The following is a 26,627-nucleotide window of genomic DNA, read 5'->3' as shown; positions in this document are numbered from 1 at the left end:
AAAACCTCCGAGCCTGCCGCTTCGCAGGTCGTCCAACGGCGTCAGCCCGGGATCGCCGCCATCGTCCTGGCGCGGCGGATCAGGCCCAGCGTGCCGATCACGGCGACCAGCGACAGCAGCGTGGCCAGGCCGAAGACCGCGGCATAGCCCGCCGCATCCGCCAGCCGCCCGGCGACGAAGGATCCGGCCATGTAGACGATGAGCTGGGCGCAGGCGAGCACGGTGAAGTCCGTGCCCGGCTGCTCCGGCGAGGCCACCGCCATGAACAGGCTGTAGAGCGCCACGATCTCCATGTAGCGGATCAGCGTCTGGAAGCCCGCGGCGCCGAACAGCGGCACGAAGCCCGTGACCAGCCCCGCCGCATGCAGCGCGAAGAGCAGGAAGCACAGCGTGCGCGCATGGCCGAGCAGCGACAGGGTGAAGGACAGGCCGCGCTTCTGCACCATCCAGGCGGCGATGCCGGTGCCCGCCAGGCCGGCGGTGACCGCCGAGAGGCCGGAGATATAGCCGATCCAGTCCAGCGGCACGCCGGCATCCACCAGGTACGGCCCCTCCAGCGCCTTCACCAGCCCCTCGCTGGCGCGATACAGCAGCGCGATCCACAGCACCGCCCGGGCATCCGGCCGCCGCAGGAAGGCGCGCAGGGAGGGCATGCTGCGCGATTCAAGCGGCCCCGGCGGCGGTTCCCGCATCGCGAAGGCGGCGACCAGCGGCAGGGTGGAGATGGCCGCCACCGTCAGCAGCATCACGGTCCAGCCGAAATGATGGTGCAGCACCAGCCCCAGCGTGCCGCCCACCACCACGCCGATGGCGATCGCGCCGCCCTGGATCGCATTGCCGATGCCGCGATCCGCCACCGGCAGATACTTGGCCGCATAGCCATCCGTCGCGATGTCCTGCGTCGAGACCAGCAGCGAGGTCATGAAGCCGATGGCGATGATGCTCCAGACATCGCGCGGCCCGACCAGGATCAGCGACAGGATGCAGAGGATGACGCCCACCTGGGTCAGCACCACCCAGCCGGCGCGCTGCGCGCGGGCGAAGGGGCGCAGCCGGTCGACCAGCGGCGCCCAGAGGAATTTCAGCACCAGCGGCAGGAACAGCAAGCTGAGGTTCGAGAGGTCGGTGCGGGAAACGCCGGCCTCGCGCATGATCGGCGGCAGGGCGGCGACCAGCAGGTAGCTAGGGATCGCCTGCGCCAGGTACAGCGCCGCCAACACCACGAAAAGCCGCATGCGGCCGATGCGGGCCTGCTCCATCGTGGTCGCGCTCATCCCGGTGGCTCCATGAAGGGCCGGAGGAAGGCGCGGGCCGCGTCCTCCTCCTCGAAGACCGCGACGGGAAAGGTCCAGAGCTTGCCGAAGACCTCGGCCGAGCGGCTGCCCGCCTTGCCGGGGCGGACCATCGCCAGGGCGCGACAGGTTTCGTTCATGTGCGCGCGGGTCGCCTTGAACCACAGCGCCTGCGCACGCTCCCCGGCCTGGGACAGCATCGCCTGGCCGGCAAAGCGGGCCAGCAGCACGAAGGGCCCCGGCTGCGCGCCGATGCGATGCAGGGCGGCGAGGTAGTCGGCCTCATCCGTCGGCATCGTCGGCACGTCCAGCGCCAGGCGCAGCAGGCCACCCGCTTCGGTGTCGAGCCGGACCATGGTCAGAAGGTGATCCGGTAGCCGAGCGTCACGACGCGGCCCAGCGCCTCCACCGGCAGGTTGCGCACGGCGCTGGCGGTGGGGTTCTGGTAGGCGGCGTCGAACAGGTTCTCCACCGCCACATAGCCCTGGCCGCCGCCGATCGGCGTCGCGGCGCTGATGTTCATGGTGGCGCCCTGGGACAGCTTGTAGCGGGTACCGCGCATGTCGATGGTCTCGTTGCGGCCGCTGAAGGCCACGCCTTCGACGCGCAGCACGGTGCCGCCATCGAAGCTGTAGGTGCCGCTGAGCGCGCCGCGGATCGGGCTCGGGATACGGTTGTTGGGCAGCGCCGCGTCCAGCTTGCCGTCGGCGTTGGAATCGTAGCGCCCCTCGCGCCAGGTCAGCATGCCGCCGAGGCGGAAGTTCTCCGTCAGCGCATAGTCCGCATGCGCCTCCACGCCATAGATCAGCTCCTTCTGCTGCGAGATGCGGTTGGTGCCGGGGTCGAAGGTGACGCCCTCATCGGAGGTGCTGGCGAAGCCGACCAGCCCGGCATTGAAGCCCGGCGAGCGGTGGCGGATGCCGAATTCGTAGCTGTCCACCAGCTGCGCCTCCGGCGCGATGGAGGCGTAGGAGACGCGGGTGCCGGAGGGCAGGCAGTTCGGCCGCGCGACGGTGCAGGCATAGGTCAGCGAGAGGCCGGCGCGGCGGGTGAAGGATCCCACATCCGGCAGAGCGAAGCCCTGGCTCCAGCCGCCATAGATCTCCTCCGTCGGGCTCAGGCGGAAGGTGGCGCCGAGATTGGCGGTCAGCGCGTCGTAGCTGAAGCTGCCGCCGGTGACATTCAGCGCGGGCAGCACATAGGCGGCGCTGGGGCTGATGCCGAAATAGGCGGTGGGGCGGGTGAAGTCCTCGACATCCAGGTCGAAGCGCTCATAGCGCAGGCCGCCGCGCAGCGTGATTCGCTCCCCCACCGGGACCTGCAGCTGGCCGAAGGCGGCGGTGCTGGTCTGCTCCAGCGGCGAGAAGACCTGGCGGCCGTCGAGCAGTTCCTGCGAGGTCCGCTCCCGCCCCAGATCGCCGCCCCAGGTCAGCAGCAGCCCGTCCATCAGCGCCGTCAGCGGTGTGTCGACGGTGACATTGAGGCCGGAGCGCAGGGAGTTCAGCGTGGTCTGGTTGGCGGGGTCGGTCGGCAAGGACGGATTGCCGGAATAGTAGACGACGCTGTTGGCCGGATAGGCGTAGCGCGAATAGCTGAAGCGCTTGTTGATGTCGTTGTGGAAGCCCGTCACCGCAAGCCGGCCCAGGGCGAAGTCCTGGTCCGTGTAGCGGGCGGAGACGGAGAGGCTGCGCTCATAGACCGACTCGCCGGTATAGGCGGTGGAGAAATCCGGCGCGGCGCGCGGCGCGGTATAGGTGGTGAGGTAGCTCGGGTCCTGCTCCAGGTTGATGAAGGTGCCGCTGAGCTCGATGCGGCGCGCCGAGTCGATGTCGTAGCCGATGCGGCCGGTGAAGTTGCCGAAGCGCGTGCGGTCGCCGCCGCCCTGGCCGAGCAGCGCATCCGAGGGCATTTCCCGCCCCGCGCCGTCATAGGTGACATTGGTCTGCCGGCCCGTCGCGGTCAGCGCATAGTCGAAGCCGCCATCGGTGCGGCCGCTGGCGCCGAGCGACAGCTGCGGCTGGATCGAGCGGCCCGGATTCGCGGTGAAGGCGCGGACGGAGGCATCGGCCGTGAAGCGCACCCCCGGCTCCGTGCCGCGGCGGGTGATCAGGTTGATGGTGCCGCCGGTGGCGCCGGCGCCATACAGGGAGGACCCACCGGCCACCGTCTCGATCCGCTCGATGGCATTGAGGTCGATCAGCGCCAGGATGCGGGAGACGTCGCGCAGCGGCGTGTTCAGCGGCACGCCATCCAGCAGCACCAGCACGTCGCGGCCGCGGAAGGTCTCGGAGGCACCGGAGATGGTCTCCGTCGTCATGGAGAAGCCGGGGACCAGGCGGGAGATGGCAGCCGCGGGGTTGTTGCCGAAGGCGAGCTGGCGCTCGATTTCCTCTCGCCCGATCACCTGCACCGTCTGCGGGATCTGCTCCACCGGGCGCGGCGCGCGGGTGGCGGTGACGGAGACCTCGCCGAGCAGCAGCGCGCCCTCCCCCTCGGCCGGAGCCTGGGCCAGGGCCGGAAGCGCGGCGAGCCCGGCCAGGGCGAGCAGCGGGGAGAATCGGGCGGGGCCGCGGGGCCTGGCAGACGACATGAGGAGGTTCCCTGAGATTTCGCCTCTCTGATAATGCGAGTCATTCTCAGCAACAATACGACACAGGGCAGGTTTCAACCGCCCGCCCCGCCCTGTTGCCGAAGGGACGCACCCGCCCCGGCTGCACGGCGCGCCGCGTCGCCGCTATCCTGTCCGGACAAGCCAACCCGCAGCGACGTCAGGACCCCGAGGCCCATGAGTGAAAGCGACCGCCGAATCGCCATTGTCGGGGCCGGCCCGGTGGGACTGGTGCTGGCCCTGAAGCTGGCGACCATGGGACTGCCGAGCCTGGTGCTGGAGGCGGAGGACGACATTTCGGAGGCGCTGCGGGCCTCCACCTTCCACCCGCCCTCGCTCGACATGCTGGACAGCCTGGGCGTGGCGCAGCCGCTGATCGCGCAGGGGCTGGTGACGCCGACCTGGCAGATCCGCCGGCATGAGGATGGCGCGCGGGCGGTCTTCGACCTGTCCGTCCTGAAGGACGACACCGCCCATCCCTACCGGCTGCAGGCCGAGCAGTGGAAATTGTCCCGGATCATCCTGGCCAAGCTGGCGGCGGAACATGCCGGGACGGTGGAGGTCCGCTTCGGCGCCAAGGTGGATACCGTGGTGCATGGCACGGACCATGTCGCGCTGTCCGGCAGCGGCTTCGAGGCCTTCGAGGCGCCCTATGCAGTGGGCTGCGACGGCGCGCGCAGCGTGATCCGCCGCGCCATGGGGCTCGAATTCCCGGGCGACACCTATCCCGAGACCACCATCCTGGCGACCACCCCCTTCCCCTTCCATGAGGTCTTCGAGGGCCTGTCCAACGTCAACTACTTCTGGACCGAGCACCCGGCCTTCTCCGGCACCTTCTCCCTGCTGCGCGTCCCGGGCAAATGGCGCGCCAGCCTCTATCCCGCGCCCGGCGAGACGATCGAGCAGGCGCTGGAGCCGGCCGCCATCGAGCGCAAGCTGCAGGCCATCCACCCGAAACCCACACCCTACGAAGTGCCGGACCTGCGCCCCTACCGCATCCATCAGCGCATCGTCGAAACCTACCGCATCGGCCGCCTGCTGCTGGCCGGAGACTCGGCGCATCTGAACTCGCCCTCCGGCGGCATGGGCATGAATGGCGGCATCCAGGACGCGATGGAGCTGGCCGAGACCCTCGCCCCGGTCTGGCGCGGGGAGGCCGAGGCCAGCCTGCTCGACCGCTACACCCGCCGGCGCCAGCCGATCGCGGCGCAGGAGATCATCGCCCAGGCCGACCGCAACCGCGCCCGGATGCGGGAAACGGACGCGGCCAAGCGCGCCGCCCTGCTGGCGGACCTGCAGGCCACGGCGGCGGATCCGGTGAAAGCGCGGGCGCATCTGCTGCGCTCCTCCATGATCTCCGGGTTGCGGGCGGCGAGCCAGATCATGTGAGAAGTCATCCCCTTCACCCAACTGACATAAAACTGTAAAATCCCCGCAACGCAGGCCGTCTAGAGCCCGCCGTCACCTTCACGGGGAGAGATTTGCCCATGTTCCGCCGTACATTGATGGCGGGCGCCGTTGCGCTCGCTGGCCTGATCGGGCCTGTCGCCCAGGGGCAGGCCCAAGCGCAGGACCGCACCGAGATCCAGTTCTGGCACGGCCTGTCTCAGCCGCTGGGCGGGCTTCTGGAGCGCCTGGTCGCCGGCTTCAACGACAGCCAGACCCAGTACCGCATCGTGCCGACCTTCCGCGGCAGCTATCCGGAGACGATGGTCGCCGCCATCGCTGCCTTCCGCGCCGGCCAGGCGCCGCATCTGGTGCAGATGTTCGAGGTCGGCACCGGCACCATGATCAATGCCGGCCGCGCCATCATCCCGACGCATGAGCTGCTGTCGCAGACCGGCGTGAACATCAACTTCGACGACTTCCTGCCCGGCGTGCGCGGCTACTATGCCGCCGCCGATGGCCGGCAGATGGCGATGCCCTTCAACAGCAGCACCGCCATCGTCTACTACAACAAGGACGCCTTCCGCCGCGCCAACCTGAACGCCGACCAGTTCCCGACCACCTGGGAAGGCGTCGGCCAGGCGCTGCAGGCGCTCAAGGCCTCCGGCCATGCCTGCCCGATGTCGACCGCCTGGCCGACCTGGCTGCACCTGGAGCAGTTCAGCGCCATCCACAACATCCCGCTGGCGACGCAGGGCAACGGCTTCGGCGGCGCCAATGCGGAGCTGCGGGTGAACAACCCGCTGGTGCTGCGCCACCTGACCAACCTGGTGAACTGGCAGAAGGAAGGCCTGTTCCGCTGGGGCGGCCGCGACAATGCCGGCGAGGCGCTGTTCCCGAACGGCGAATGCGCCATCATGCTCACCTCCTCCGGCTTCCGCGCCCGGGTGCAGCGGGAGGCGCGCTTCGACTGGGGCGTGGCCATGCTGCCGACCTATGAGGGCACGCAGCCGGCCAATGCCATCATCGGCGGCGCCAGCCTCTGGGTGATGAACCGCGGCCCGAACACCCAGCGCAGCGCGGCTGAGCTGCGCGGCATCGCCGAGTTCTTCGCCTACACCGCCCGCCCGGAAGTGGCCGGCAAGTGGCACATGGACACCGGCTACCTGCCGATCACCCGCAGCGGCTTCGAATCCGCCCGCGCCACCGGCTTCTACAACCAGCCGGCCAATATCGGCGCCGATGTGCCGATCGAGCAGATGCTGCGCGGCGCCTCCTCGGAGAATACCCGCGGCATCCGCCTCGGCGGCTTCGTCGAGATCCGCGTGATCATGCAGGAGGAGATGGAGCGCGCGCTGCAGGGCCAGCAGACCCCGGAACAGGCGCTGACCAACATGACGACGCGCGGCAATGCGGTGCTGCGCAACTTCGAGCGTGCGAATCGCGGCGGCTGATGCCAAAGCGTTGAGGTGAACCGGGGGGTGGGCCTTGCGCCCGCCCCTTTGGCATTTGAAGGGGGACCAGGGGGTTGCGGAAGAAGGTCATCTTCAAGGGCATCGCCCTGCCATGGCTGCTGCTGCTGCCGCAGCTTCTGATCACCGGGGTCTTCTTCTTCTGGCCTGCGGGCCAGGCCATCTATGGATCCTTCCTGCGGGAAGACGCCTTCGGCCTGTCGCGGCAATTCGTCGGCCTCGAGAATTTCACCGAGGTTCTGGCGGACCCGAACTACCTGGCCTCCGGCTGGACCACTGTGATCTTCTCCACCTCCGTCGCCTTCCTGGCGCTGGCGGCGGCGCTGTATCTCGCGGTGCAGGCGGACAAGGCGATCCGCGGCGCCAACGCCTACAAGACCATGCTGATCTGGCCCTATGCCGTGGCGCCGGCGATTGCCGCCGTGCTGTGGCTGTTCATGTTCCACCCGCAGATCGGGCTTTTCGGCCGCATGCTGAACGGCCTCGGCGTCCCCTGGGACTACAAGCTGAACGGCGACCAGGCGCTGCTGCTGGTGATCCTGGCCGCGGCCTGGAAGCAGGTCTCCTATAACTTCATCTTCTTCATGGCGGGCCTGCAGTCGATCCCGAAATCGGTGCTGGAGGCGGCGGCGATCGACGGCGCGCGGCCGATGCGGCGCTTCTGGACGATCATTTTTCCCCTGCTGGCCCCCACCTCCTTCTTCCTGCTGGTGGTCAATATCGTCTACGCCTTCTTCGACACCTTCGGCACGATCCACGCGCTGACCGGCGGCGGCCCGGGCCAGGCGACGACGACGCTGATCTACAAGGTCTATGTCGACGGCGTGCAGAACCTGAACTTCGGCTCCTCCGCCGCGCAGAGCGTGATCCTGATGGTGATCGTGATCCTGCTGACCGCGGTGCAGTTCCGCTTCATCGAGCGGAAGGTGCATTACTGATGGACTTCCATGGAAAGCCCTCTCCCCCCGACGGGGGGAGAGGGTTGGGTGAGGGGGGCTTTGCCCTCAATCTTCGTGAGCCGTGCTGGCAGGGACGGAAGCACAGCGCTAGCCGCAGGGCTGTTTCCAGCCTGCGCAGCCCCCCTCACCCAAACCCTCTCCCCCCGTTGGGTGGAGAGGGCTTATGGCGCCGGCTTCACCTCCGCTGCCACACGCAGGATATCCGCAAGCACACCGTCCGGATTCTCCAGCACCTCATTGTTCCAGTAGCGCAGCACGATCCAACCCTTGGCGCGCATCGCCGTATCCCGCGCCACATCGCGCGGGCCGCCGTGCTGCCCGCCATCCAACTCCACCACCAGCCGCAACGCGACGCAGGCGAAGTCCGCGACGTAGGGCGGCACGGGATGCTGACGTCGGAATTTCAGCGCCACCTGCCGGGTTCGCAGCAGGCGCCAGAGGATCAGCTCGGCGTCTGTCGCATCCCGACGCAGGCGTCGGGCGCGGTCGTGCAGGTTCGGGATAGGCATCGGTGATGAAAGCATCGCGCAACGATCTTGGTTCGGGCAAGGCTGCAATGACCCCCTCACTCAACCCTCTCCTCCAGGGGGGAGAGGGCAATGAAGACCGCCTCGCCCGCGCCACGCTGCGCCGCAATGCGCGCAACCGCTGGATCGCCTATGTCACGCTGACGCTGGGCGTGCTGATCTTCGCCTTCCCGATCTGGCTGACGCTGGTCGGCTCGACGCATGACGCCTCCACCATCGGCCGCGGCGACGTGCCGCTGTGGTTCGGGCCGCTCGGCATCTCCAACTACGTCTCCGCCTGGATGACGGGCGGCGAGGCCACGCGCACCACGCGCTCCGTCCCCGCCTGGGTGATGCTGTGGAACAGCCTGAACATGGCGGTGCTGATCGCGGTGGGGAAGATCGCGATCTCCCTGCTCTCGGCCTATGCCGTGGTCTTCTTCAGCTTCCCCGGCCGCATGATCGCCTTCTGGCTGATCTTCATCACCCTCATGCTGCCGGTCGAGGTGCGGATCATCCCGACCTTCGAGGTGATGGTGAACCTCGGGCTGATCAACACCATGACCGGGCTGGTGGTGCCGCTGATCGCCTCGGCCACCGCCACGCTGCTGTTCCGGCAGTTCTTCCTGACCATCCCGGACGAATATGTGGAAGCGGCCAAGATAGACGGCGCCGGGCCGCTGCGCTTCTTCAAGGATGTCGTGCTGCCGCTGTCGGTCACGAACATCGCGGCGCTCTTCGTCATCCTCTTCATCTATGGCTGGAACCAGTATCTCTGGCCCCTGCTCATCGTCTCCGACCGGGACCTCGAGACGGTCGTCGTCGGCATGACCAAGATGATCGGCAATGGCGACGCGCAGAACGAATGGAACATCATCATGGCCACCGCCGTGCTCGCCATGCTGCCGCCCGTGGCAGTGGTGGTGTTCATGCAGCGCTGGTTCGTGAAGGGCCTGACGGAGACTGAGAAGTAATGGCCACGCTCACCCTGAACTCGGTCAAGAAGCAGTTCGGCGCCACCCAGGTGCTGCACGGCATCGACCTCGAGGTCGCCGATGGCGAGATGATCGTCGTCGTCGGCGCCTCCGGCTGCGGCAAGTCCACCCTGCTGCGCATCGTGGCCGGCCTGGAAACCGCCTCCTCAGGCGAGGTCCGCATCGATGGCCGCGATGTCACCGCGCTGGAGCCGGCGGACCGCGACATCGCCATGGTGTTCCAGAACTACGCGCTCTACCCCCACATGTCGGTCTTCGAGAACATGGCCTATGGCCTGAAGATCCGCGGCATGAGCACGGCCGAGATCAAGCGCCGGGTGGATGAGGCGGCGCAGATGCTGGAGATCGGCGCGCTGCTCGATCGCAAGCCGCGCCAGCTCTCGGGCGGCCAGCGCCAGCGCGTCGCCATGGGCCGCGCCGTGGTGCGCGAACCCAAGCTGTTCCTGTTCGACGAACCGCTGTCCAACCTCGACGCCAAGCTGCGCGTGCAGATGCGCGCCGAGATCCGCCGCCTGCAGAAGCGCCTCGGCGTCACCTCCCTGTTCGTGACGCATGACCAGGTGGAGGCGATGACGCTGGGCGACCGGCTGGTGGTGATGCACCAGGGCCGCGCCGCGCAGGTCGCCTCCCCCATGGAGGTCTGGGGCCGGCCGGCGGATACCTATGTCGCCAGCTTCATCGGCTCGCCCGCCATGAACTTCCTTGCGGCGACGCTGGAGCCGGGCGGCGGGGCCGCCGCGCTGAAGGCCGGCCTGACCATCGGCTTCCCGGACGGGCCCCGCGCCGGGCAGGCGGGCCAGCCGCTCACCCTCGGCATCCGCCCCGAACACATCCAGCTCGGCCAGGGCGGCCTGGACCTGGCGGTGGACCTGGTGGAGCCGCTTGGCTCGGAAACCGTCATCCACGGAACAATCCGGGGCGGCGAGGTGCTGACCGCGCGCCTGCCCATCCCGGCCAGCGACATCGGCGGCGTCCTGCCCATCATCCTGCCCTGGGAGGCCTTCCACGTCTTCGACGGGGCCAGCGGCCGGCGCATCGATCCGGCCTGAGGCGATTCCGCACGGCGCCCGGATCAGCTAATCAGGCAGCGCAGCGGAGACGACCCGAAGGATGGAAGAGGACCTGGCGCCCGACCACCCCGAGCCCCCCACCGGGCCTCCCAGCCCGGATGCGATCCGCGCCCGCGCCGATGCGCTGCGCGACGCGCGGGACTGGGCGGGGGCGGAGGCGGCCTATCGCGAATACCTGGCCGAGCGCCCGCGGCATTGGCAGATCCACGTCCAGCTCGGCCATACCCGCAAGGAACAGGGCGACCCGGAAGGCGCCCTGCCGCATTACCGGCATGCCGCGATGCTGGCGCCGGACGATCCGGACCCGGTGCTGCAGGCCGGCCACGTGCTGCGCTTCCTGGGCCGCGGGCGAGAGGCGGCGGAGGCGCTGGCCCGCGCCCTGGCCCTCGCCCCGGGCAGCCCCGACCTGCGCCATGTCGTCGCCCTGCTGCGCCATCGCACGGAGCCCCCGCCGGAGGACCCCTACCGGGCCCCGCCGCCCCGTCCGACCGGCCCGCCGACGCAGCTCGCCTTCGATGTGACGGACCTGCTGGACTATCTGCGCGCCGCCCGCACCCCCACCGGCATCCAGCGCGTGCAGATGGGCATTCTCGGCGCCCTGCTGGCCAGCCCGCAGCGCCCGGCCAATGTGGTCCTGGTGGCCTTCGATGGCGGCACCTGGCGCTGGTGGCATGTCGAGGAAGCGGCCTTCCGCCGCGTGCTGGCGCTGGCCCGCATCGGCGGGCGCGAGGACGACCCGGCCTGGCGCAGCGCCACCGCCGCCCTCGCCACGGCCGATGCCCGGCCGGATGCGCCGATCGTCGCCGGCTGCACGCTCTGCTCGCTGGGCAATGCCTGGGGGGTGCAGGAGTATTTCCGGGGATTGCGCCGGCTGCGCGCGACCATCCCCATCCGCTATGTCGCCTTCGTGCATGACTGCGTGCCGCTGGCCATGCCGGAGCATTGCCTGGACCTGACGGTGCGGCTCTATGCCCGCTGGTTCGCCGCGCTGTCGCTGCATGCGGATGGCATCCTCGCCAATTCGCGGGCCACCATCGCCGACCATGCCCGCTTCGCCGCGCCGCTCGGCCCGGTGGCGCCGGCGCGGCTGATCCGCCTGGCCGCCGAGGCCGGCGCTTCCCCCATCGCCGCCGCCCAGGCCGCCGAGGCCCTGCGCACTCCCCGCCCCGGCGAGGACTTCGTCCTGTTCGTCGCGACGCTGGAATCGCGGAAGAACCATCTGATGGTCTTCCAGGCCTGGCTGTCGCTGATCCGCCGGCTGGGGGCGGATCGCGTGCCGCGGCTGGTCTGCGTCGGCCGCCCGGGCTGGCGGGCGGATGCGGCGCTGGCGCTGCTGGAGGGTTCGCCGGACCTGAAGCGCAAGGTCACGGTGCAGTCCGGCGTCTCCGACCTCGCTTTGGCCGGGCTTTATGGGCGCTGCCTGTTCACCGTCTACAACTCCTTCCATGAGGGCTGGGGCCTGCCGGTCAGCGAGAGCCTGGCCGCCGGCAAGCTCGCCGTGATCCCCGCCCATTCCGGCCTGCTGGAGGCCGGCGCCCCGGGCGCGGTCTTCTTCGCCCCGCAGGACCAGCCGGACCTGGTCGCGAAGCTGGAGATGCTGCTGACCGATCCGGCGCAGCGCGCCGCCCTCGAATCCCGCATCGACCGCGGCGCCGCCCGGCGCGACTGGCCGGATGCGGCGCGGGAGGTGCTGGCCGCCCTGGCCGAGCCCGAGGAGCCGCCCGAGGCGCCGCGCCTGCTGCCGCTCGGCCGCCACCTGCCGATGGGCTGGCGCGGCGAGGGTCTGCCCTCCCTCGCCATGGCCTGGGCGGAACGGGTGCGTGATGGCCTGGCCTGGTGGTGGCAGGAGGAGTTCGGCGTCTGGATGCGTGACGGCATCGCCACCCTCTCCCTGCCGACGGACCAGCCCGCCGGCACGCCGATGCGCCTGGTGCTGGAATTGCGCGCACCACCCCGGCCGCTCGCGCTGCGTCTGCGCGCCCGTGGGACGCAGCCCGGCCCCTGGCGGGGGCTGGATCTGCAGCCGGGCGAGACGGTCCGCTGCGTGCTGCAGGCGGAATGCGGCCAGGGCGGCTTGGCGGTGGATTTCGACAATGGCGATGGCGTGCCGCTGGGCGACCGCTTTCACCGCGTGGTGGGGGCCGGGCTGATCGGGCTGATGCTGTGCCGGGAGGACGACCTGGCCGCGCGGCTGGGGGCGCTGGAACGCGCCGAAGCCTAGGGCCTGCGGACAGTTGAGCTGCGGGCGCGTCCGCGCGGTGCTTTTCCGCGCTGGGTGCTGTCCACCATGCTCGCCGATGGAAAGCCATCGGCTCCGCTGGCTCCCTTCCCAGCCCGAAAAACCCCTCGCCGGCCACATTCCGGCCCCAACTTTCCGCAGGCCCTAGGCCCCACAAGGCCAGCCCGTTGCGGGTGCGGCTTCGCGAAGCATGGCTTATCCTGCGATGCGACTCGGTGCCGAATCCGGTAACGCTGCTCGACTCTTTGCCCGGTGAAAGGGGCCTGATCCCATCGCCCGCAAGCACCTGCCCCATGCAGACCGCCCCGCCGCCCCGCGCCGCGCGGCCCTTCTGGCGGGCGTGGTCGTCTCCGGGCTGGCCTGGGGCGCGGCCGCCTGGTTCGCGCAGGACCGCACGGAGCAGGCCGAGCAGGCGGCGCTCGCCGTGGCGGAAGGCGCCGTGCAGGCCGCTCGGCGGCAGGTGGCGCTGCCGCTCGAGACCGCGCTGGAACTGCTCGCGGCGATCGAGCCGCGTGGCTTGCCCGCCGGCTGGGCCGGGCGGCTGGGGCGCGAGGGTCTGCAATTCGCGGCGGTCACAGACGCCAATGGCCGCGTCACCTGGTCCAGCCACGCGCCGCTGGTCGGTCGGTCCCTGGCGGAGCGCGAGGCCTTCGCCCGGCACCGCGCCGGGCGGGCGGAGCTGCTGCTGACCCCTGCCCTGCTGGACCTGCCGGGCGGGCCGCGCAGCCTGCTGGCCAGCCAGCCCCTGGCCGATGCGCGCGGCAGCTTCGCCGGCATCGCGGTGGTGGCGCTGGATCCACGGCGGCTGGAGGCCGCGCTGGGTGATTCCGCGCTGCTGCCCGGCCTCGGCCTGGCGCTGCTGCGGCCGGATGGCATGCCGCTGGCCAGCGGTGGCGCCGCGCCGCCGGGCGCCGCCTGGCCGGCGCCGCCCCAGGCAGGGCCGCTGCTGCGCCCGGCCGGGGGCGGGCTACCGGCGCTCGTGCTCGCGACCATGCCGGTGATGCCGGAGCTGGTGCTGCTGGCGGCCTATGACCCGCGGCCGCTGGCGCAGGCGGCGGCGGAGGCCGGCTGGCTCGCCTGGCTCGGCGCGCTGCTGGCCAGCCTGCTGGCGCTAAGCCTGGCCTTGCTGCGGCGGCCGCCGGCCGGGCGGCCCGGCGCGCAGCCGTTGGAGGAAGCGCTGCCCGCTGTCGGCTATCGCGGCATCATCGATGCGGGCGGCGCACTGCGCCTGACCGAGATCGGCCCGGCGATCGAGCGGCTGACCGGCTGGACGCCGGAAGCGGCGCTGCGCCCGGGCTGGCGCCTGCGCGGCATCGATGCCGCCAGCCTGCCGCTGGGCCCCGAGATCGAGGACCGGCTGCGGCGGGAGGCCACCGCCACCGCCGAATTCCGCTTCCGCCGCGCCGATGGCGCCTGGATGTGGCTGCGGGAGACGCTGCGCGCCACCGCCCGCACCACGGCGGGGATCGAGGTGGCGGGTGCGCTGGAGGATATCTCGGCGGAGCGCGAGCTGGCGCTGCAGGCCGCGACCGCCGCCAAGTTCGCCACGCTGGGGGAGATGGCGGCGGGGCTGGCGCATGAGCTGAACCAGCCCATCGCCATCATGTCGCTCGCCGCGGAAAACGCGGCGGAGGCGCTGGAGGAAGGCGAGGAGGGCCTGGCCGAGGCCCTGGTCCGGCTGCGCCGCATCATGGCGCAGGCCGATCGTGCCAAGGCCATCGTCACCCAGCTGCGCGCCTTCTCCCGCGTCGATGTCTCGGCGCTGGAGCCGGTGGATCTCGGCGCCGCCGTGCAGGGGATGATGGTGCTGGCCGGCCAGGCGCTGCGCGATGCCGGCGTGCAGGTGCAGCTGCGCCTGCCGGATGTGCTGCCGCCGGTGGTCGGGCAGATCATCCTGGTGGAGCAGGTGCTACTGAACCTGGTGCTGAATGCGCGCGACGCCCTGCTGGAACGCCCGCCCGAACGCCGGCGCCTGCGCATCGAGGCCGAGGTGGGGCGCGGCGAGTCCGAGGTGGTGACGCTACGGGTGTTGGATACCGGCCCAGGCCTGGCGCCGGAGGTGCTGGAGAAGCTCTTCGAGCCCTTCTACACCACCAAGCCGCCCGGCCTGGGCACCGGGCTGGGCCTGTCCATCTCCCGCACCATCATGCGCGGCCTCGGCGGCCGGATCATCGCGGCCAATGCGCCGGAGGATAGCGGCATGGGCGCGGAGTTCACGCTGGTCTTCCGCCGCGCCGCCCCCGCCACCGCGTCCGGCCCGGACGGCAGCGCCGCGGCGCCCGCGCCGCGCTGGCCGGCCGCGACCTGATCCCCACCGCCGTCAGGCGGCGCAGAGGCGCCCCAGCATGGCGGTGAGTTCGCCGGGGTCATAGGGCTTGGCCAGCACCATGGCATGCTGATGCCCCGGCGGCAGGCCGGAGGCGCCATAGCCGGTGGCGATCACATAGGGGATCCCGCGGGAGGCCAGCAGATCCGCGACGGGGGTCGAGGTCTCGCCGGCCAGGTTGAGGTCCAGCACCACGGCATCCGGACGCTCACCGTCCAGGAACTGCAGCGCTTCCTCCACCGTCGCGGCCGGCCCGATCACCTGGAAACCGGCATCGAGGAGCGCGTCCTCCACGAGCATGGCGACCAGGGCCTCATCCTCGACCACGAGGACCTTCCTGATGACTCCTGACATAGCCAACTCCGTCCGCCATGGGATCCGCATACCGAACGCCATGCGTGCATTAATGTTCCACCTTGCACACGCAACCATGCAAGTCTGTTGGGCAAGCGGCACTCGACCGGAACCCATCGACGGCGATCAATTACCCGCCAGCATCGGATGCGCGATCCAGGCGAAGCCGCGGCGAAGGCCAGTTGCAGGTCGGGCCAGGTGCAGGCGGACCGGCCGCAGGCGATAGGCCGCGCCCTCATAGGCCATCAGTCGCCGCAGTGGCCCGCCCGACAGCGGCAGCAGCAGGCCCGGCACAAGGTGGTGGCGGGCGCGGATCAGCGTGGGCCAGGGGGCGCCGCGCAGGCCCACCCGGCGCCAGCCCCGCAGCACCGCGGGCCGCGCTGCCCCGCGCGGGAAGCGCCGGCCGGAGCGCAGCCGCAGCACCGCGGGATCCAGCAGCGTACCGTAGAGGAAGAGCTCGAACTCGCCCGCCTCGACGACCGCCCTGTCAGTGGCCGGCGTTCTCACCCGAAAAGTCCGGCACCGGCAGGCCGGAGGCCTGCAGCTGGCGGGCGATATCGGCCTTCAGCCGATCGAGCCCGGCCTCGGAGGAGGCCTCGGCGCGGGCCACCAGCACGGCCTGGGTATTGGAGGCGCGCAGCAGCCACCAGCCATCCTCGGTCAGCACGCGGACGCCATCCACGTCCTGGACCTTGGCGCCCTCGGCGGCCAGGCGCTGCTTCACCTCCGCGATGACGCCGAACTTGCGGGTATCCGGGCAGTCGAAGCGCAGCTCCGGCGTATTGATCACCTGCGGCAGGCCGGCGCGCATCTGGCCCAGCGTGTCCTGGCTGCGGGCGATGATGCCCAGCAGGCGGACGGCGGAATAGGGCGCGTCGTCGAAGCCGTACCACTTGTCGGCGAAGAAGATGTGGCCGGACATCTCGCCGGCCAGCGGGCTGCCCGTTTCCGCCATCTTGGACTTGATCAGGCTGTGCCCGGTCTTCCACATCAGCGGCGTGCCGCCCGCCTTGGCGATCTCGTCGAACAGCACCTGGCTGGCCTTCACATCGGCGATAATCACGCCGCCGGGCTTGGCCTTCAGCACGTCCCGCGCCAGCACCACCAGCAGCTGGTCGCCGAACAGGATATGGCCCTCGCCATCCACCACGCCGATGCGGTCCGCATCGCCGTCGAAGGCGATGCCGAGATCGGCGCCCTGCTTGGCGACCTCCGCGATGATCTGCTCCAGGTTCTTGGCCACCGTCGGGTCCGGGTGATGCGCAGGGAAGGTGCCGTCGATGGAGCCGTTGATGATGTAGTGGGTGCCCGGCAGCTGCGCCGTCAGCAGCTTGACGATCTCGGCGCCGGAGCCGTTGCCGGGGTCCCAGACCACCTTCAGGGCGCGATCGCCGCCGTCCCAGTCCTGCATCATGCGGGCGACGTAGCGTTCGGAGACATCCACCGATTCGTCGCTGCCCACGGCGGTGGGCACCACGTCGCCCTCCGCCGCCATGCGGCCGATTTCCTGGATCTGCGCGCCGTAGAAGGGCTTGCCGCCCAGCATCATCTTGAAGCCGTTGTAGTCTGGCGGGTTGTGGCTGCCGGTGACCATGATCGCGCCATCCGCCTTCAGGGCGTAGGAGGCGAAATACAGCATCGGCGTCGGCCCGCAGCCGATCTTGGCCACCTGCAGGCCGCAGGCGCGCAGCCCGGCCACCAGCTGCGCCTCCAGCTCCGGCGAGGACAGCCGGCCGTCATAGCCCACCGCGACCTTGGTGCCGCCGGCGCGGGAGACCATGGAGCCGAAGCAGCGGCCGATGGCGAAGGCGTCTTCCGGATGCAGGGTCTGACCGACGATGCCGCGGATGTCGTATTCGCGCAGCGAGGTCGGGTCGAAGCGGTGGTTGAAGGCGGTCATCGGCGGCGGTTTTCCTTTCGGATCGACAGGCTGCGGAAAGGCCCCCTCCACCCGAAGGGGGAGAGGACTCCAGACGACCTTCCGTGGCCTATTGCGCGTATTTCTTCAGGATGGCCTGCATGGCGGGCGCCATGTCCGGCCGCGCCAGGGCGAAGGCCACCTGCGCTTCCAGATAGCCGGCCTTGTCGCCGCAGTCGAAGCGGCGGCCCTCATACAGCACGCCGTGGAAGGGCTGGCTGCCGATCAGCTTGGCCATGCTGTCGGTCAGCTGGATCTCGTTGCCCGCGCCCCGCTCCTGCTTCGCCAGATGCCCCATCACCTCCGGCATCAGCACATAGCGGCCGATCACGGTCAGGTTGGACGGCGCCTTTTCGACCGGCGGCTTCTCCACCAGGCCCTTCACCTCCACCAGCCTGCCGCTGGTGGCGCCCGGGTCGATCACGCCGTAGGAGGAAACACGCTCCTTCGGCACGGTCTCGATCGCCACCACATTGCCGCCGGTCTCGTTGTAGGCGTCCACCAACTGCTTGGTGCAGGAGACGTCGCAGAGCATCAGGTCGTCCGGCAGCAGGATGGCGAAGGGCTCGTCCCCCACGAAGGCCCGCGCGCACCAGATGGCGTGGCCGAGGCCGAGCGGCACCTGCTGGCGGGTGGAGACGACGGAGCCCGGCGGCAGCGCCTGTTCATGCAACATGGCCAATTCCTTGGTCTTGTTGCGCTCGGTCAGCGTGCGCTCCAGCTCGTAGGCGACGTCGAACTGGTCCACCAGCATGGTCTTGCCGCGGCCAGTGACGAAGCAGAACTGCTCGATGCCCGCGGCGCGGGCTTCTTCCACCGCGTATTGGATCAGCGGCTTGTCGACCACCGGCAGCATTTCTTTCGCCATCTGCTTGGTGGCGGGCAGGAAGCGGGTGCCGAGACCGGCGACGGGCAGGACGGCCTTGCGGAGCGGCTTGCGCACGGGTGGTGATTTCCCTCGGCAGGTTGACAGCGCAGGAGTGCCACGCCCGCCGCGGGCCGTCCACCACGCGCCGTCGCGGCGACCTGTCATGACCCGCCCCGCGCGCGTTGAAATACTTCACGCTTTCGCAGGGTTGTTGCGGATCAGGGCAGCAGCGCGTCCCGCGCCGCATTCAGCCGGGCGGCGAGCCAGTCCGACCCGCCCTGGTCCGGATGGGCGCTGCGCATCAGGCGGCGATGCGCGGCGCGGATTGCCTCGGGCGAGGCGCCTTCGGCCAGGCCGAGCACCGCCAGTGCCTCCGCCCGGCCCATCGGCCCGCCGGGCGGCGGCGGCGGGGCGGCTTCGCGCCAGTCGGGGTGGCTGCGATCGAGCCAGGCTTCCAGCAGCGGCATCCCCTCCGGATCCTGGGCGGCAAGCTCCGCCATCAGCGCCAGCAGATCCGGCAGGTCGAGCTGGGCGAGATCCGCGCCGGCGTAGCGCCCGGCCTTCACCCGCCCGGTCATCCGCCCGCTGTCATGGTCCAGCGCCATGGCGAGCCAGGCGGTCTCGACATCCGAGGCCTGGCCCGGGCTGGCCGCGCCGCCGCGGGCAAAGGTGCCGGCGGCGCGGCGGCCCTGCCACCAGCGCCAGATCACCGGCCCGAAGAGGACCAGCGCCCAGATGGCCTGCGCGCCACGGCCGCTGGCCAGCAGCGCGACCAGCAAGGCCAGGCCCAACCCCGCCGCCAGGAAGGCCAGCGCAGCCTTCACCTGGGCGGGCTTCGCCGCCACGAACAGCTTCAGCAGGCCGAGCAGCCCGACCAGGCCGAGCAGGCCCAGGATCAGCCAGGCCATGGCTCAGCCGCCGCGTGCGGCGGGGGCCGGAAGCTGCCCGGCAATGCCCTGCGCCACCGACCCGCCCAGGCGCAGCAAGGCGGGCCGGCCGCCGGTGGCGAAGACCGCCACCGCCCGCAGCAGGTCGCGCAGCGCGGTGGCGCTGCCGGCATCGAAGGGCGCCCAGGCGCCGCCGGAGAGCTTCGCCACCTGCCGCAGCGCATTGCGCGCCACCGGATCCGCGCCTTCCTGGAAGCAGAAGGCCGGCGTGCCGCGCAGGCCAAGCTGGCCGGCGAGGTGGCAGGCGGCGTCCACATCCTCCTCGAAGGCATCGCCGATGAAGACCAGGGCGTTCACCTTGTGGCGCTGCGTCTCCTCCAGCGCATGGCGCAGCAGCCGCTCCACCTGGGTCTGCCCACCGAGGCAGGTCACGCCGGTCATCCGCCGGGCCAGGTCCTGGGCATTGGTCAGGAAGGGGGTGGCGGCGAATTCGCGAAAGCCGCGGAAATAGGCCAGGCTGACGGCCAGTCGGCCCACCTCGCCCACCGCGCCGAACATCTCCGCCTGCAGGTGGCAGGCGCGATCCCAGCTCGGTTGGCGGCTGGCCGTCGCATCCATGGCGAAGATCAGCCGCCCCGCCGTGCCGGGCGCGGGCGCCACGGCGGGCATCGACGCCACCTTCTGCAGGAAGGCCGCGACGGCCTGGGAGCCTGGCTTCTCGGGCAGGTTGTTCATGCGGGGCATGTGGCCCCGCGCGGCGCCTATCGCCAGAGGAAGGCGAGGCTTGCCACCAGCGGCAGGTGGTCCGAGGCGCGGCGGGCGGCCGGCGTGTCATGCACCGCGAGCCCGGCCACCCCCGCCGCCGGCCGCGCCAGGATATGGTCCAGCGGCAGCAGGGGGCGGAAGCTGGGGAAGGTGGGCAGCCGGTTCACCGGGCCCATGGCCGCCGCCAGCACGCCCAGCGCGGAGCCCTGCGGCCGCCATTCGTTCAGGTCGCCCAGCAGCAGGCTGGGCCATTCCGGATGCATCGCCGCCAGCAGCAGCCGGGCCTGCGCCCGCCGCGTCGCCGCGCCCAGGCTGAGATGCGCGGCCAGCAGCCGGAAGGGGCCGGTGCCGAGGTCGAGATCGGCCAGGATCGCCCCGCGCGGCTCCCACCCCCCCAGCCGCAGGCCGCGCGGCGGCGCCAGCAGCGCCGTGTCCCGGCGGACCAGCACCAGGTTGCTGCGATAGCCCTGCTGGGCGGGGTCCGGCCGCAGCGGCACCAGGCCGAGCTCGGCGAGCGCGGCCTCGGGCAGCATGGGCGTGACGCGGCGCAGATAGTGCTGCGCCTCCTGCAGCGCGATCAGGTCGGGGCGCAGCTCCGCCAGCACGGCCAGGATGCGGTCCGGGCGGAAGCGGCCGAAGGCGGGGCGGCCGCGATGGATGTTCCAAGTGGCGATGCGCATGGCGCTAGCGGCGGCCGCGCTGCCACAGCACGGCGCCGACCGCGGCCCCCATTGTGGTCAGTATGATGTCGGTGATCGTGTCGACGGTGTTGCCGATGATGCCGAGCGCCCATTCCAGAACCTCCCACCCCACGGCGAGGGCCAGGCCGAAGATCAGGCCGTGCCGGGCCAGGGCCCAGGCTCCGCGCGGCCGGCCATCGGCCAGCACCAACCCGGCCAGCACGGCGCCGGCCAACAATCCGCTGACCAGGTGCACCACCTCGTCATAGGGGTTCGCGCCGTGGAACCAGTTCAGCCCATAGCCGGGCGTGCTGAGCAGGCTGGCCAGCACCGGCGTCGCATCCAGGTCCCGCGGCAGGCGCCGCAGCAGCGTCGGCAGCGCCGCCATGCGTTCCCGCGGCGGCAGCATCACGCCGAGGCAGCCCGCGATGGCGGCCAGCGTGCCGCCGGCAGCGGCGCGCTTGTCCAGCAGCCACAGGGCGATCGCCGCGGCCGCCAGCGCGGCGAGGCAGAGCCAGGCGAAGCGCGACTGGTGGCGCAGGTCCTCACGTGTCAGCAGCGCCATCGGTCTCCCCCGGCCATCCCCGGGGGGCAACGCCGCGGAGCGCCGCAGGTCCGTCGCTTCACGCAGGCGTCATGCGCCCTTAGACAGGAGGCGCAGGGAAGCGGAAGGACCTGGCATGGCCGAATGGGTTCGGGTCAGCCCCGAAGTGGCGCAGGCCCATGCGCTGCACGGCATGGGCGGCTGGCTGCGCGTGCCGTCCTTCTTCCTGGCGCTGACGGTGCTGGCCATGCCCATCCTGCTGCTGCGGGAATGGCGCCCGCCCGGCGCGCCGGATGCGCTGCTGCTGAACCTGGACCTGCTGGTCTCCGTCGCCCTGACGCTTGCCGCGGCGGTGCTGTGGTTCCGCCGCTGGCGGCATTTCCGCCTCGCCTATTTCTGGGTCTTCCTGGTGGCGGACAGCCTGCTGCAGATCGCCGCGCTGGGCCTCGCCCCCGGGCTCCGCGGCGCGGAGGAGCCGGCCGAGGCGGTGGCGCAGGCCGTGCTGGGCCTGGCCCTGCTGCTGCCGCTGGCGATTGCCATGCAGGGCGGCCGCCGCTACCGCGTGACCTTCGAGCAGCGGGTGCGGGCCGACGACCCGGCGCTGGCCCCTATGGTCACACCCCCGGCAGCATCCCATTCGACTGCGCCGCCGCCAGCGCCGTCATATTGACGATGCCGCGCGCGGTGACGCTGGGCACCAGCACATGGATGGGCTTCGCCATGCCGAGCAGCATCGGGCCCACCTGAAGCCCCTCGCCCGCCGCCTTCAGCAGGTTGAAGCTGATATTCGCCGCATCCAGCGTCGGCATCACCAGCAGGTTCGCCGCATCGGTCAGCGGGCTGTCGGCCACCGCGCGGTCGCGAATGGCCTGCACCAGCGCGGCATCGGCATGCATCTCGCCATCCACCTCGAAATCCGGCGACGTCTCCCGCAGCAGGCGCAGCGCGTCGCGCATCTTGCGGGCGGAGGGCGCGCCGGAGGCGCCGAAGCTGGAATGGGACAGCAGCGCCGCCTTGGGCGTCAGGCCGAAGGCGCGGATCTGCTCGGCGGCCAGCAGCGTCATGTCGACGATCTGGGCGGCGGTCGGGTCCACGGTCAGATGCGTGTCGACGAAGAACAGGTGGCCGTTGGGGACGATCAGCGCGGATAGCGCATAGACGCGGGCCACCTCTGCCCGCTTGCCGATCACGTCATAGGCGTGGTGCCAATGGCGGAACCAGTCGCCGCTGCCGCCGCAGAGGCAGCCATCCGCCAGCCCCGCCTCCAGCAGCAGCGCAGCCGCCACAGTGGGACGGTTGCCGACGCGGCGCGCCGCCGCATCGGGCGGAATGCCCTTGCGGCCGACCTTGGCCTTGTACAGGGCGGCCAGCGGCCCGAAGACCGCCTCATCCGCAGCCGGGTCCAGCACGCGCACGGATTCATCGAAGTTCATGCGCAGGCCCATGGCGGCGCATTTGGCTTCGATGACGTCGCGCCGGCCGATCAGGATGGGCTCGGCCAGGCCGTCATCCAGCACGGTCTGCACGGCGCGCAGCACGCGCTCATCCTCGCCTTCCGCATAGACGATGCGGGCGGGGCGCTTGCGCGCGGCCTCGAAGATCGGGCGCATCAGATTGCCGGAGCGGAAGACGAAGCGCTCCAGCTCCTGCCGGTACTTCGGCATATCCGTGATGGGGCGGCGGGCGACGCCGCTATCCATGGCGGCCTTGGCGACCGCCGGCGCGATCTCCAGGATCAGCCGCGGGTCGAAGGGCTTCGGGATGATATAGTCCGGGCCGAAGGTGGGCGCGTTGCCGCCATAGGCGGCCGCCACGACCTCGCTCGCCTCCATCCGCGCGAGTGCCGCGATGGCATTGGCGGCGGCAACCTTCATGTCCTCATTGATCGTGGTCGCACCCACATCCAGCGCGCCCCGGAAGATGAAGGGGAAGCAGAGGACGTTGTTGACCTGGTTCGGGTAGTCCGTGCGGCCGGTCGCCACGATCGCATCCGGGCGCACAGCGCGCACGGCCTCCGGCAGAATCTCGGGCTCGGGATTGGCGAGCGCCAGCACCAGCGGGCGCGGCGCCAGCATGGGCAGCCATTCCGCCTTCAGGATCCGCGGGGCCGACAGGCCCAGGAAGACATCGGCGCCGGGCAGCACCTCCTCCAGCCGCCGCGCCTCCGTCTCCTGCGCATAGGCCGCCTTGAAGGGATCCGTGTTCGGGCGGCCCTTCCAGACCACGCCGTCGATGTCGCAGATGGTGACGTTCTCGCGCGTCAGCCCCATGGCCACCAGCAGGTCCAGGCAGGCGATCGCCGCGGCGCCGCCGCCGGTATTCACCAGCTTCACATCGGCCAGCTTCTTGCCCTGCAGCAGCAGCCCGTTGCGCACGGCGGCGGCGACGATGATGGCGGTGCCGTGCTGGTCGTCATGGAAGACGGGAATGTTCATGCGCGCCCGCAGGCTGCGCTCGATCTCGAAGCACTCGGGCGCCTTGATGTCCTCGAGGTTGATGGCGCCGAAGCTGGGCTCCAGCGCGGCCACCGCCTCGATGAATTTCTGGGGGTCGCGCTGCTCGACTTCCAGGTCGATGGAATCGATGCCGGCGAACTTCTTGAAGAGGACAGCCTTGCCCTCCATCACCGGCTTGGAGGCCAGCGCGCCGATGGCGCCCAGCCCGAGCACCGCCGTGCCATTGGTGATGACGGCAACCATGTTGCCGCGCGCGGTATAGTCCCAGGCGGCGTCGGGGTCCTTGGCGATCTCCTCGCAGGCGGCGGCGACGCCGGGGGAATAGGCCAGGCCGAGGTCGCGCTGCGTCGCCATGCGCTTGGTCGGCTCCACGCTGAGCTTCCCGGGGCGCGGCAGCCGGTGATAGTCCAGCGCTGCCCTGCGAAAATCCTCGTCCATCGCCACCTCCGCGCTCCGCTATAGGCGATATCGCGGGGCGCCGCGACCCGTCGCCCGGCGGAGCCTGGGGCCCGGCCGACAGCGGCCGGCCTTTCGGAAGAAATATTTTTTGCGGCCGGACCGTCGCGTGACCTTGCCGGCGGCGGCAAGTCGATGCCGCCGATTTCCTGGAACCGCGCAAGGCGCCGGGAAATATTGCAACTGTCATGATCCGCTCTCGCCCGGCCCGATTTGATTTCAGCGCGGCCAATACGATCTAATCAGCACGACAGGTGTCGCCCAGCAGAAGAAATGCGCGTCTGGCGCCTGCGTCAACAACCACAGCAGGACATCATGCTTCCCCCGCGGGCCCGGCAGGCCCTTCACTACAGAACGATATCCAGGACTGAACTGGACATCATCCATCGCATGGATCTGGATGCCGACCAGGTCGAGGACTTTCTCGGGCCGCTTTCCGAGATCACCGCCAGCGTCCGCCGCGGCGCCGCCCATTCCCTGACGGCTATTGAGGCCGAGGGCCGAATGATCGGCTTCCATGTCATCCACCCCGATGCCCGGGATTCCAGCTGCTGGTGGCTGGGCTGGTTCATCCTGGCCCGATCGCACCAGGGCCGCGGGCTCGGCCGCCGCATCCTGGCGCGCATCATGGCAGGCATGGCCGCGGTGCCCGGCTGCCGCCGCATCCGGCTGATCGTGGTGCCGGGCAATGACGGCGCGCTGGCGCTGTATCGCCGGATGGGCTTCGAACTGGTCGGCACGCTGCCGGCCACCGGCGATCTGGTGATGGAATGCGCGCTGCGCCCCGAAAGCCCGGCGCCCTGCCCCGCGCTGCGCATTGCCAGCCAGCCGGCTGCGGCCCGCCGCCGCCTTCGCCTGCGCCCGCGCACCGGGCCGCATGCCGCGCGCGTCATCGGCACGGAGCGTGGACCACCTGTTGTGCGCGGCTTGTCAGGACCCGGAGGATGGTGCGGTCGAGAAGATTCGAACTTCCACGGGGTTGCCCCCACCAGCACCTCAAGCTGGCGCGTCTACCATTCCGCCACGACCGCATATCGGGTAGGGACGCGCCTATAGCCGATGACAACGCACCCGACAACGCCCCCTCTCGGCGCCCCCACAGGGGCCCTCACCGCCTCTCCCGAATGGTCCATCGCGCCGGGGCGCCTGCCCTATGCGCTGGCGCTGGAGACCATGGCCGCGCGCGTCGCCGCCATCCGCAACGGCACGGCGCCGGAGACGGTCTGGCTGGTGGAGCATGAGCCCACCTATACCGCCGGCACCTCCGCCCGGCCGGAGGATCTGCTGGAGACGCGCTTCCCCGCGGTGGCCGCAGGGCGCGGCGGGCAATGGACCTATCACGGGCCGGGCCAGCGCACCGGCTATGTCATGCTGGACCTGACACGGGACCACGGCACGGTGCGCGCGCGCGACGTGCGGGACTATGTGCGGGGCCTGGAGGAATGGCTGATCCGCGCACTGGACCGCTTCAATATCCGCGGCGAGCGGCGGGACGGCCGCATCGGCATCTGGGTGGCCGACAAGGCCCGCGGGACCGAGGAAAAGATCGGCGCCATCGGCGTGCGCGTCACCCGCTGGGTGTCCTGGCATGGGGTCGCGCTGAACGTGGACCCGGACCTCACCCATTTCGCCGGCATCGTGCCCTGCGGCATCGCCGATGCCGGCGTCACCAGCCTGCACAAGCTGGGCGTGCTGGCGACGATGGAGGAGGCGGATTCGGCGCTGATGGCAGCCTGGACCGAGGTCTTCGGCTAGAGCACGATCCGTCCTCTCGGACGGATCTCGTGCTCTAGGAGTTATTGTTTCTAAAGCACGAAATCCGAGAACACTGATTCAGTATTATCGGATAGTGCTTTAGAGCTGTTTCACCGAAAGCAAAGACGGTGAAACAGCTCTAGCTCATTGTCTTGACGCGTTTTCCGAGTCGCCTTGCGAAGCCGCGAGGCTTGAAAACGCTCTAACCCCGCCGCCGCGGCAGCGACACCATCCGATAGACCGCGACGCCCACCGCCCAGGCCAGCCAGGCCAGCACCGGCCAGGCCAGCGCCATCCATCCGGCCTGCACACGCTCGGTCGAGATGTCATCCGTCGCGCTGAGCCAGGCGGGGGCGGACACTGCCGTCAGCCTATGCCGCGTGAGCGCCGCCTGCGCCGCCTCCGGCCTCGGGGTGGCGCGGAAGGCCTGGGTCAGGCGCGGCGGCAGCGTGGCGGCGCAGCTTTCCCTGCCACGAGGCTGCTGGCAGACCAGCCAGGCGGCGATGGGTTCCGCCGCGGTCCAGCCCGGCGGCACGAGCGGCACGGCAAAGGCCGAAAGTTCCAGCGGCGGGCCGGCGCTGCGCGGCGTGGTGCTGCGCGCCTCGCCCAGCAGGTCCGCGCGGGCCATGGCTTCTGGGAAGGTGAAGCGGGTGGCCTCCGGGTGGTCGGGCGCCTCTGCGATGCTCGGCAGCGCCACTTCCGGCGCATGGCGCAGGGCGAACCAGAGCTGGGTCTCGGAGGCGACGCCGACGAAGCCGAACAGCGCGACCAGGCCGAGCGCAACAAGGGCGCCGGCGCGCAGCCGGATGGCCAGCACCACGCCCAGGATGAAGGCGCCGAGCCCGCCGAGCGCGATGGCGATGGGAAAGGGCAGCAGCAGCACCAGCAGCGGCGCGACCAGGCCGATGGCCAGCATGGCGGCCAGCCCGGTCAGCAGAAGCCGCGCCAGGCTGGCGCGTGCCACCGCCGCCTGCGGCATCGCCTGCCCGGCTGCAATGGGGGTCGGCGATGCCATGCGAAGGGTCCTTGTTACGTTTTCCGCTCGCCGCATCCTGGCATGCGGGCGGCTGCGGACAAGGCCAGGAGGACCG

Annotated in this window: 23 protein-coding genes, 1 tRNA gene and 1 pseudogene; 10 read left to right on the top strand and 15 right to left on the bottom strand. The window is 70.6% G+C overall.

Features of this window, described 5'->3' with window-relative positions; all coding sequences use genetic code 11:
• Window positions 1-41: 41 nt before the first annotated feature.
• From J3S20_RS18575 to J3S20_RS18565, 3 genes are read right to left on the bottom strand one after another with little or no spacing between them, the layout of a single operon-like run.
• Window positions 42-1,274, bottom strand: a complete 1,233-nt coding sequence (locus J3S20_RS18575; RefSeq protein WP_216837993.1) for a RhtX/FptX family siderophore transporter — start codon at window positions 1,272-1,274, stop codon at window positions 42-44.
• Window positions 1,271-1,648, bottom strand: a complete 378-nt coding sequence (locus J3S20_RS18570) for a hypothetical protein (protein WP_216837992.1) — start codon at window positions 1,646-1,648, stop codon at window positions 1,271-1,273. Before J3S20_RS18570 ends, J3S20_RS18575 begins: the two co-directional genes overlap by 4 nt.
• A 2-nt stretch (window positions 1,649-1,650) precedes the next feature.
• Window positions 1,651-3,882, bottom strand: coding sequence for a TonB-dependent receptor (locus J3S20_RS18565; protein WP_216837991.1), 2,232 nt, complete (start codon window positions 3,880-3,882; stop codon window positions 1,651-1,653).
• A 195-nt stretch (window positions 3,883-4,077) separates the two neighbouring features.
• Here J3S20_RS18565 and J3S20_RS18560 point away from each other — a divergent pair, with 195 nt between their 5' ends.
• The 3 genes from J3S20_RS18560 to ugpA all read left to right on the top strand — a co-directional run bounded on the left by J3S20_RS18560 (window position 4,078) and on the right by ugpA (window position 7,696).
• Window positions 4,078-5,289, top strand: a complete 1,212-nt coding sequence (locus tag J3S20_RS18560; RefSeq protein ID WP_216837990.1) for an FAD-dependent oxidoreductase — start codon at window positions 4,078-4,080, stop codon at window positions 5,287-5,289.
• 98 nt (window positions 5,290-5,387) lie between these two features.
• Window positions 5,388-6,740 (top strand): sn-glycerol-3-phosphate ABC transporter substrate-binding protein UgpB, encoded by a 1,353-nt coding sequence (gene ugpB / locus J3S20_RS18555; protein ID WP_216837989.1) that lies wholly within the window; start codon window positions 5,388-5,390, stop codon window positions 6,738-6,740.
• A 74-nt stretch (window positions 6,741-6,814) separates the two neighbouring features.
• Window positions 6,815-7,696, top strand: a complete 882-nt coding sequence (gene ugpA, locus J3S20_RS18550; protein WP_216837988.1) for a sn-glycerol-3-phosphate ABC transporter permease UgpA — start codon at window positions 6,815-6,817, stop codon at window positions 7,694-7,696.
• Window positions 7,697-7,878: 182 nt separating this feature from the next.
• On the opposite strand, the gene J3S20_RS18545 is transcribed toward ugpA, so the two are convergent.
• Window positions 7,879-8,226: an endonuclease domain-containing protein gene (locus J3S20_RS18545; protein ID WP_216837987.1), complete on the bottom strand. Its 348-nt coding sequence runs from the start codon at window positions 8,224-8,226 to the stop codon at window positions 7,879-7,881.
• Between the two features lie 47 nt (window positions 8,227-8,273).
• Between J3S20_RS18545 and ugpE the strand changes: the two genes are divergently transcribed.
• From ugpE to J3S20_RS31140, 4 genes are all read left to right on the top strand, one after another.
• Window positions 8,274-9,197 (top strand): sn-glycerol-3-phosphate ABC transporter permease UgpE, encoded by a 924-nt coding sequence (gene ugpE / locus J3S20_RS18540; protein WP_216837986.1) that lies wholly within the window; start codon window positions 8,274-8,276, stop codon window positions 9,195-9,197.
• Window positions 9,197-10,267: a sn-glycerol-3-phosphate ABC transporter ATP-binding protein UgpC gene (gene ugpC, locus J3S20_RS18535; RefSeq protein WP_216837985.1), complete on the top strand. Its 1,071-nt coding sequence runs from the start codon at window positions 9,197-9,199 to the stop codon at window positions 10,265-10,267. The genes ugpE and ugpC overlap by 1 nt, the downstream gene beginning before the upstream one ends.
• Before the next feature lie 61 nt (window positions 10,268-10,328).
• The gene (locus tag J3S20_RS18530; RefSeq protein ID WP_216837984.1) at window positions 10,329-12,509 is read left to right on the top strand and encodes a glycosyltransferase; all 2,181 of its coding nucleotides are present in this window, start codon (window positions 10,329-10,331) and stop codon (window positions 12,507-12,509) included.
• A 358-nt stretch (window positions 12,510-12,867) separates the two neighbouring features.
• Window positions 12,868-14,835 (top strand): ATP-binding protein, encoded by a 1,968-nt coding sequence (locus J3S20_RS31140; protein ID WP_216837983.1) that lies wholly within the window; start codon window positions 12,868-12,870, stop codon window positions 14,833-14,835.
• Window positions 14,836-14,847: 12 nt separating this feature from the next.
• Here the strand turns inward: J3S20_RS31140 and J3S20_RS18520 are convergent, their stop codons facing one another.
• The 8 genes from J3S20_RS18520 to J3S20_RS18485 form a co-directional block, all read right to left on the bottom strand.
• Window positions 14,848-15,207: a response regulator gene (locus tag J3S20_RS18520; RefSeq protein WP_216837982.1), complete on the bottom strand. Its 360-nt coding sequence runs from the start codon at window positions 15,205-15,207 to the stop codon at window positions 14,848-14,850.
• A gap of 126 nt (window positions 15,208-15,333) precedes the next feature.
• The gene (locus J3S20_RS18515; protein ID WP_216837981.1) at window positions 15,334-15,714 is read right to left on the bottom strand and encodes a gamma-glutamylcyclotransferase family protein; all 381 of its coding nucleotides are present in this window, start codon (window positions 15,712-15,714) and stop codon (window positions 15,334-15,336) included.
• Window positions 15,695-17,107 carry a phosphoglucomutase/phosphomannomutase PgmG gene (gene pgmG, locus J3S20_RS18510; RefSeq protein ID WP_216837980.1) on the bottom strand — a complete coding sequence of 471 codons (1,413 nt, stop codon included), beginning with the start codon at window positions 17,105-17,107 and terminating at the stop codon, window positions 15,695-15,697. Before pgmG ends, J3S20_RS18515 begins: the two co-directional genes overlap by 20 nt.
• Before the next feature lie 88 nt (window positions 17,108-17,195).
• Window positions 17,196-18,068: a UTP--glucose-1-phosphate uridylyltransferase GalU gene (gene galU, locus J3S20_RS18505; RefSeq protein WP_216837979.1), complete on the bottom strand. Its 873-nt coding sequence runs from the start codon at window positions 18,066-18,068 to the stop codon at window positions 17,196-17,198.
• Between the two features lie 143 nt (window positions 18,069-18,211).
• Window positions 18,212-18,901: a J domain-containing protein gene (locus J3S20_RS18500; RefSeq protein WP_216838169.1), complete on the bottom strand. Its 690-nt coding sequence runs from the start codon at window positions 18,899-18,901 to the stop codon at window positions 18,212-18,214.
• 3 nt (window positions 18,902-18,904) lie between these two features.
• Window positions 18,905-19,615 carry a VWA domain-containing protein gene (locus J3S20_RS18495; RefSeq protein ID WP_216837978.1) on the bottom strand — a complete coding sequence of 237 codons (711 nt, stop codon included), beginning with the start codon at window positions 19,613-19,615 and terminating at the stop codon, window positions 18,905-18,907.
• Between the two features lie 26 nt (window positions 19,616-19,641).
• A complete protein-coding gene (locus J3S20_RS18490; protein WP_216837977.1) occupies window positions 19,642-20,325 on the bottom strand; it encodes an endonuclease/exonuclease/phosphatase family protein in 684 nt (227 codons plus the stop codon).
• A gap of 4 nt (window positions 20,326-20,329) precedes the next feature.
• A complete protein-coding gene (locus J3S20_RS18485) occupies window positions 20,330-20,890 on the bottom strand; it encodes a DUF2238 domain-containing protein (protein ID WP_216837976.1) in 561 nt (186 codons plus the stop codon).
• A 115-nt stretch (window positions 20,891-21,005) separates the two neighbouring features.
• On the opposite strand from J3S20_RS18485, the gene J3S20_RS18480 reads away from it, so the two are divergent.
• On the top strand, window positions 21,006-21,539 hold the full coding sequence (locus J3S20_RS18480) for a hypothetical protein (protein ID WP_216837975.1): 534 nt from the start codon (window positions 21,006-21,008) through the stop codon (window positions 21,537-21,539).
• On the opposite strand, the gene J3S20_RS18475 is transcribed toward J3S20_RS18480, so the two are convergent.
• Window positions 21,484-23,763 carry an NADP-dependent malic enzyme gene (locus J3S20_RS18475; protein WP_216837974.1) on the bottom strand — a complete coding sequence of 760 codons (2,280 nt, stop codon included), beginning with the start codon at window positions 23,761-23,763 and terminating at the stop codon, window positions 21,484-21,486. The genes J3S20_RS18480 and J3S20_RS18475 overlap by 56 nt on opposite strands.
• 291 nt (window positions 23,764-24,054) lie before the next feature.
• On the opposite strand from J3S20_RS18475, the pseudogene J3S20_RS31260 reads away from it, so the two are divergent.
• Window positions 24,055-24,453, top strand: a pseudogene (locus J3S20_RS31260) (GNAT family N-acetyltransferase); the annotation flags it as partial.
• A 273-nt stretch (window positions 24,454-24,726) separates the two neighbouring features.
• On the opposite strand, the gene J3S20_RS18465 reads toward J3S20_RS31260, so the two are convergent.
• Window positions 24,727-24,812 (bottom strand) — tRNA-Leu (locus J3S20_RS18465).
• Between the two features lie 28 nt (window positions 24,813-24,840).
• On the opposite strand from J3S20_RS18465, the gene lipB reads away from it, so the two are divergent.
• Window positions 24,841-25,536 carry a lipoyl(octanoyl) transferase LipB gene (lipB, locus tag J3S20_RS18460; RefSeq protein WP_216837973.1) on the top strand — a complete coding sequence of 232 codons (696 nt, stop codon included), beginning with the start codon at window positions 24,841-24,843 and terminating at the stop codon, window positions 25,534-25,536.
• Window positions 25,537-25,738: 202 nt separating this feature from the next.
• Here the strand turns inward: lipB and J3S20_RS18455 are convergent, their stop codons facing one another.
• The gene (locus J3S20_RS18455) at window positions 25,739-26,551 is read right to left on the bottom strand and encodes a hypothetical protein (protein WP_216837972.1); all 813 of its coding nucleotides are present in this window, start codon (window positions 26,549-26,551) and stop codon (window positions 25,739-25,741) included.
• Between the last annotated feature and the right edge of the window lie 76 nt (window positions 26,552-26,627).

The organism is Falsiroseomonas tokyonensis, from assembly GCF_019024325.1.
GTDB classification, from domain to species: domain Bacteria; phylum Pseudomonadota; class Alphaproteobacteria; order Acetobacterales; family Acetobacteraceae; genus Falsiroseomonas; species Falsiroseomonas tokyonensis.
This window is presented reverse-complemented; position numbering and strand designations above follow the sequence as displayed.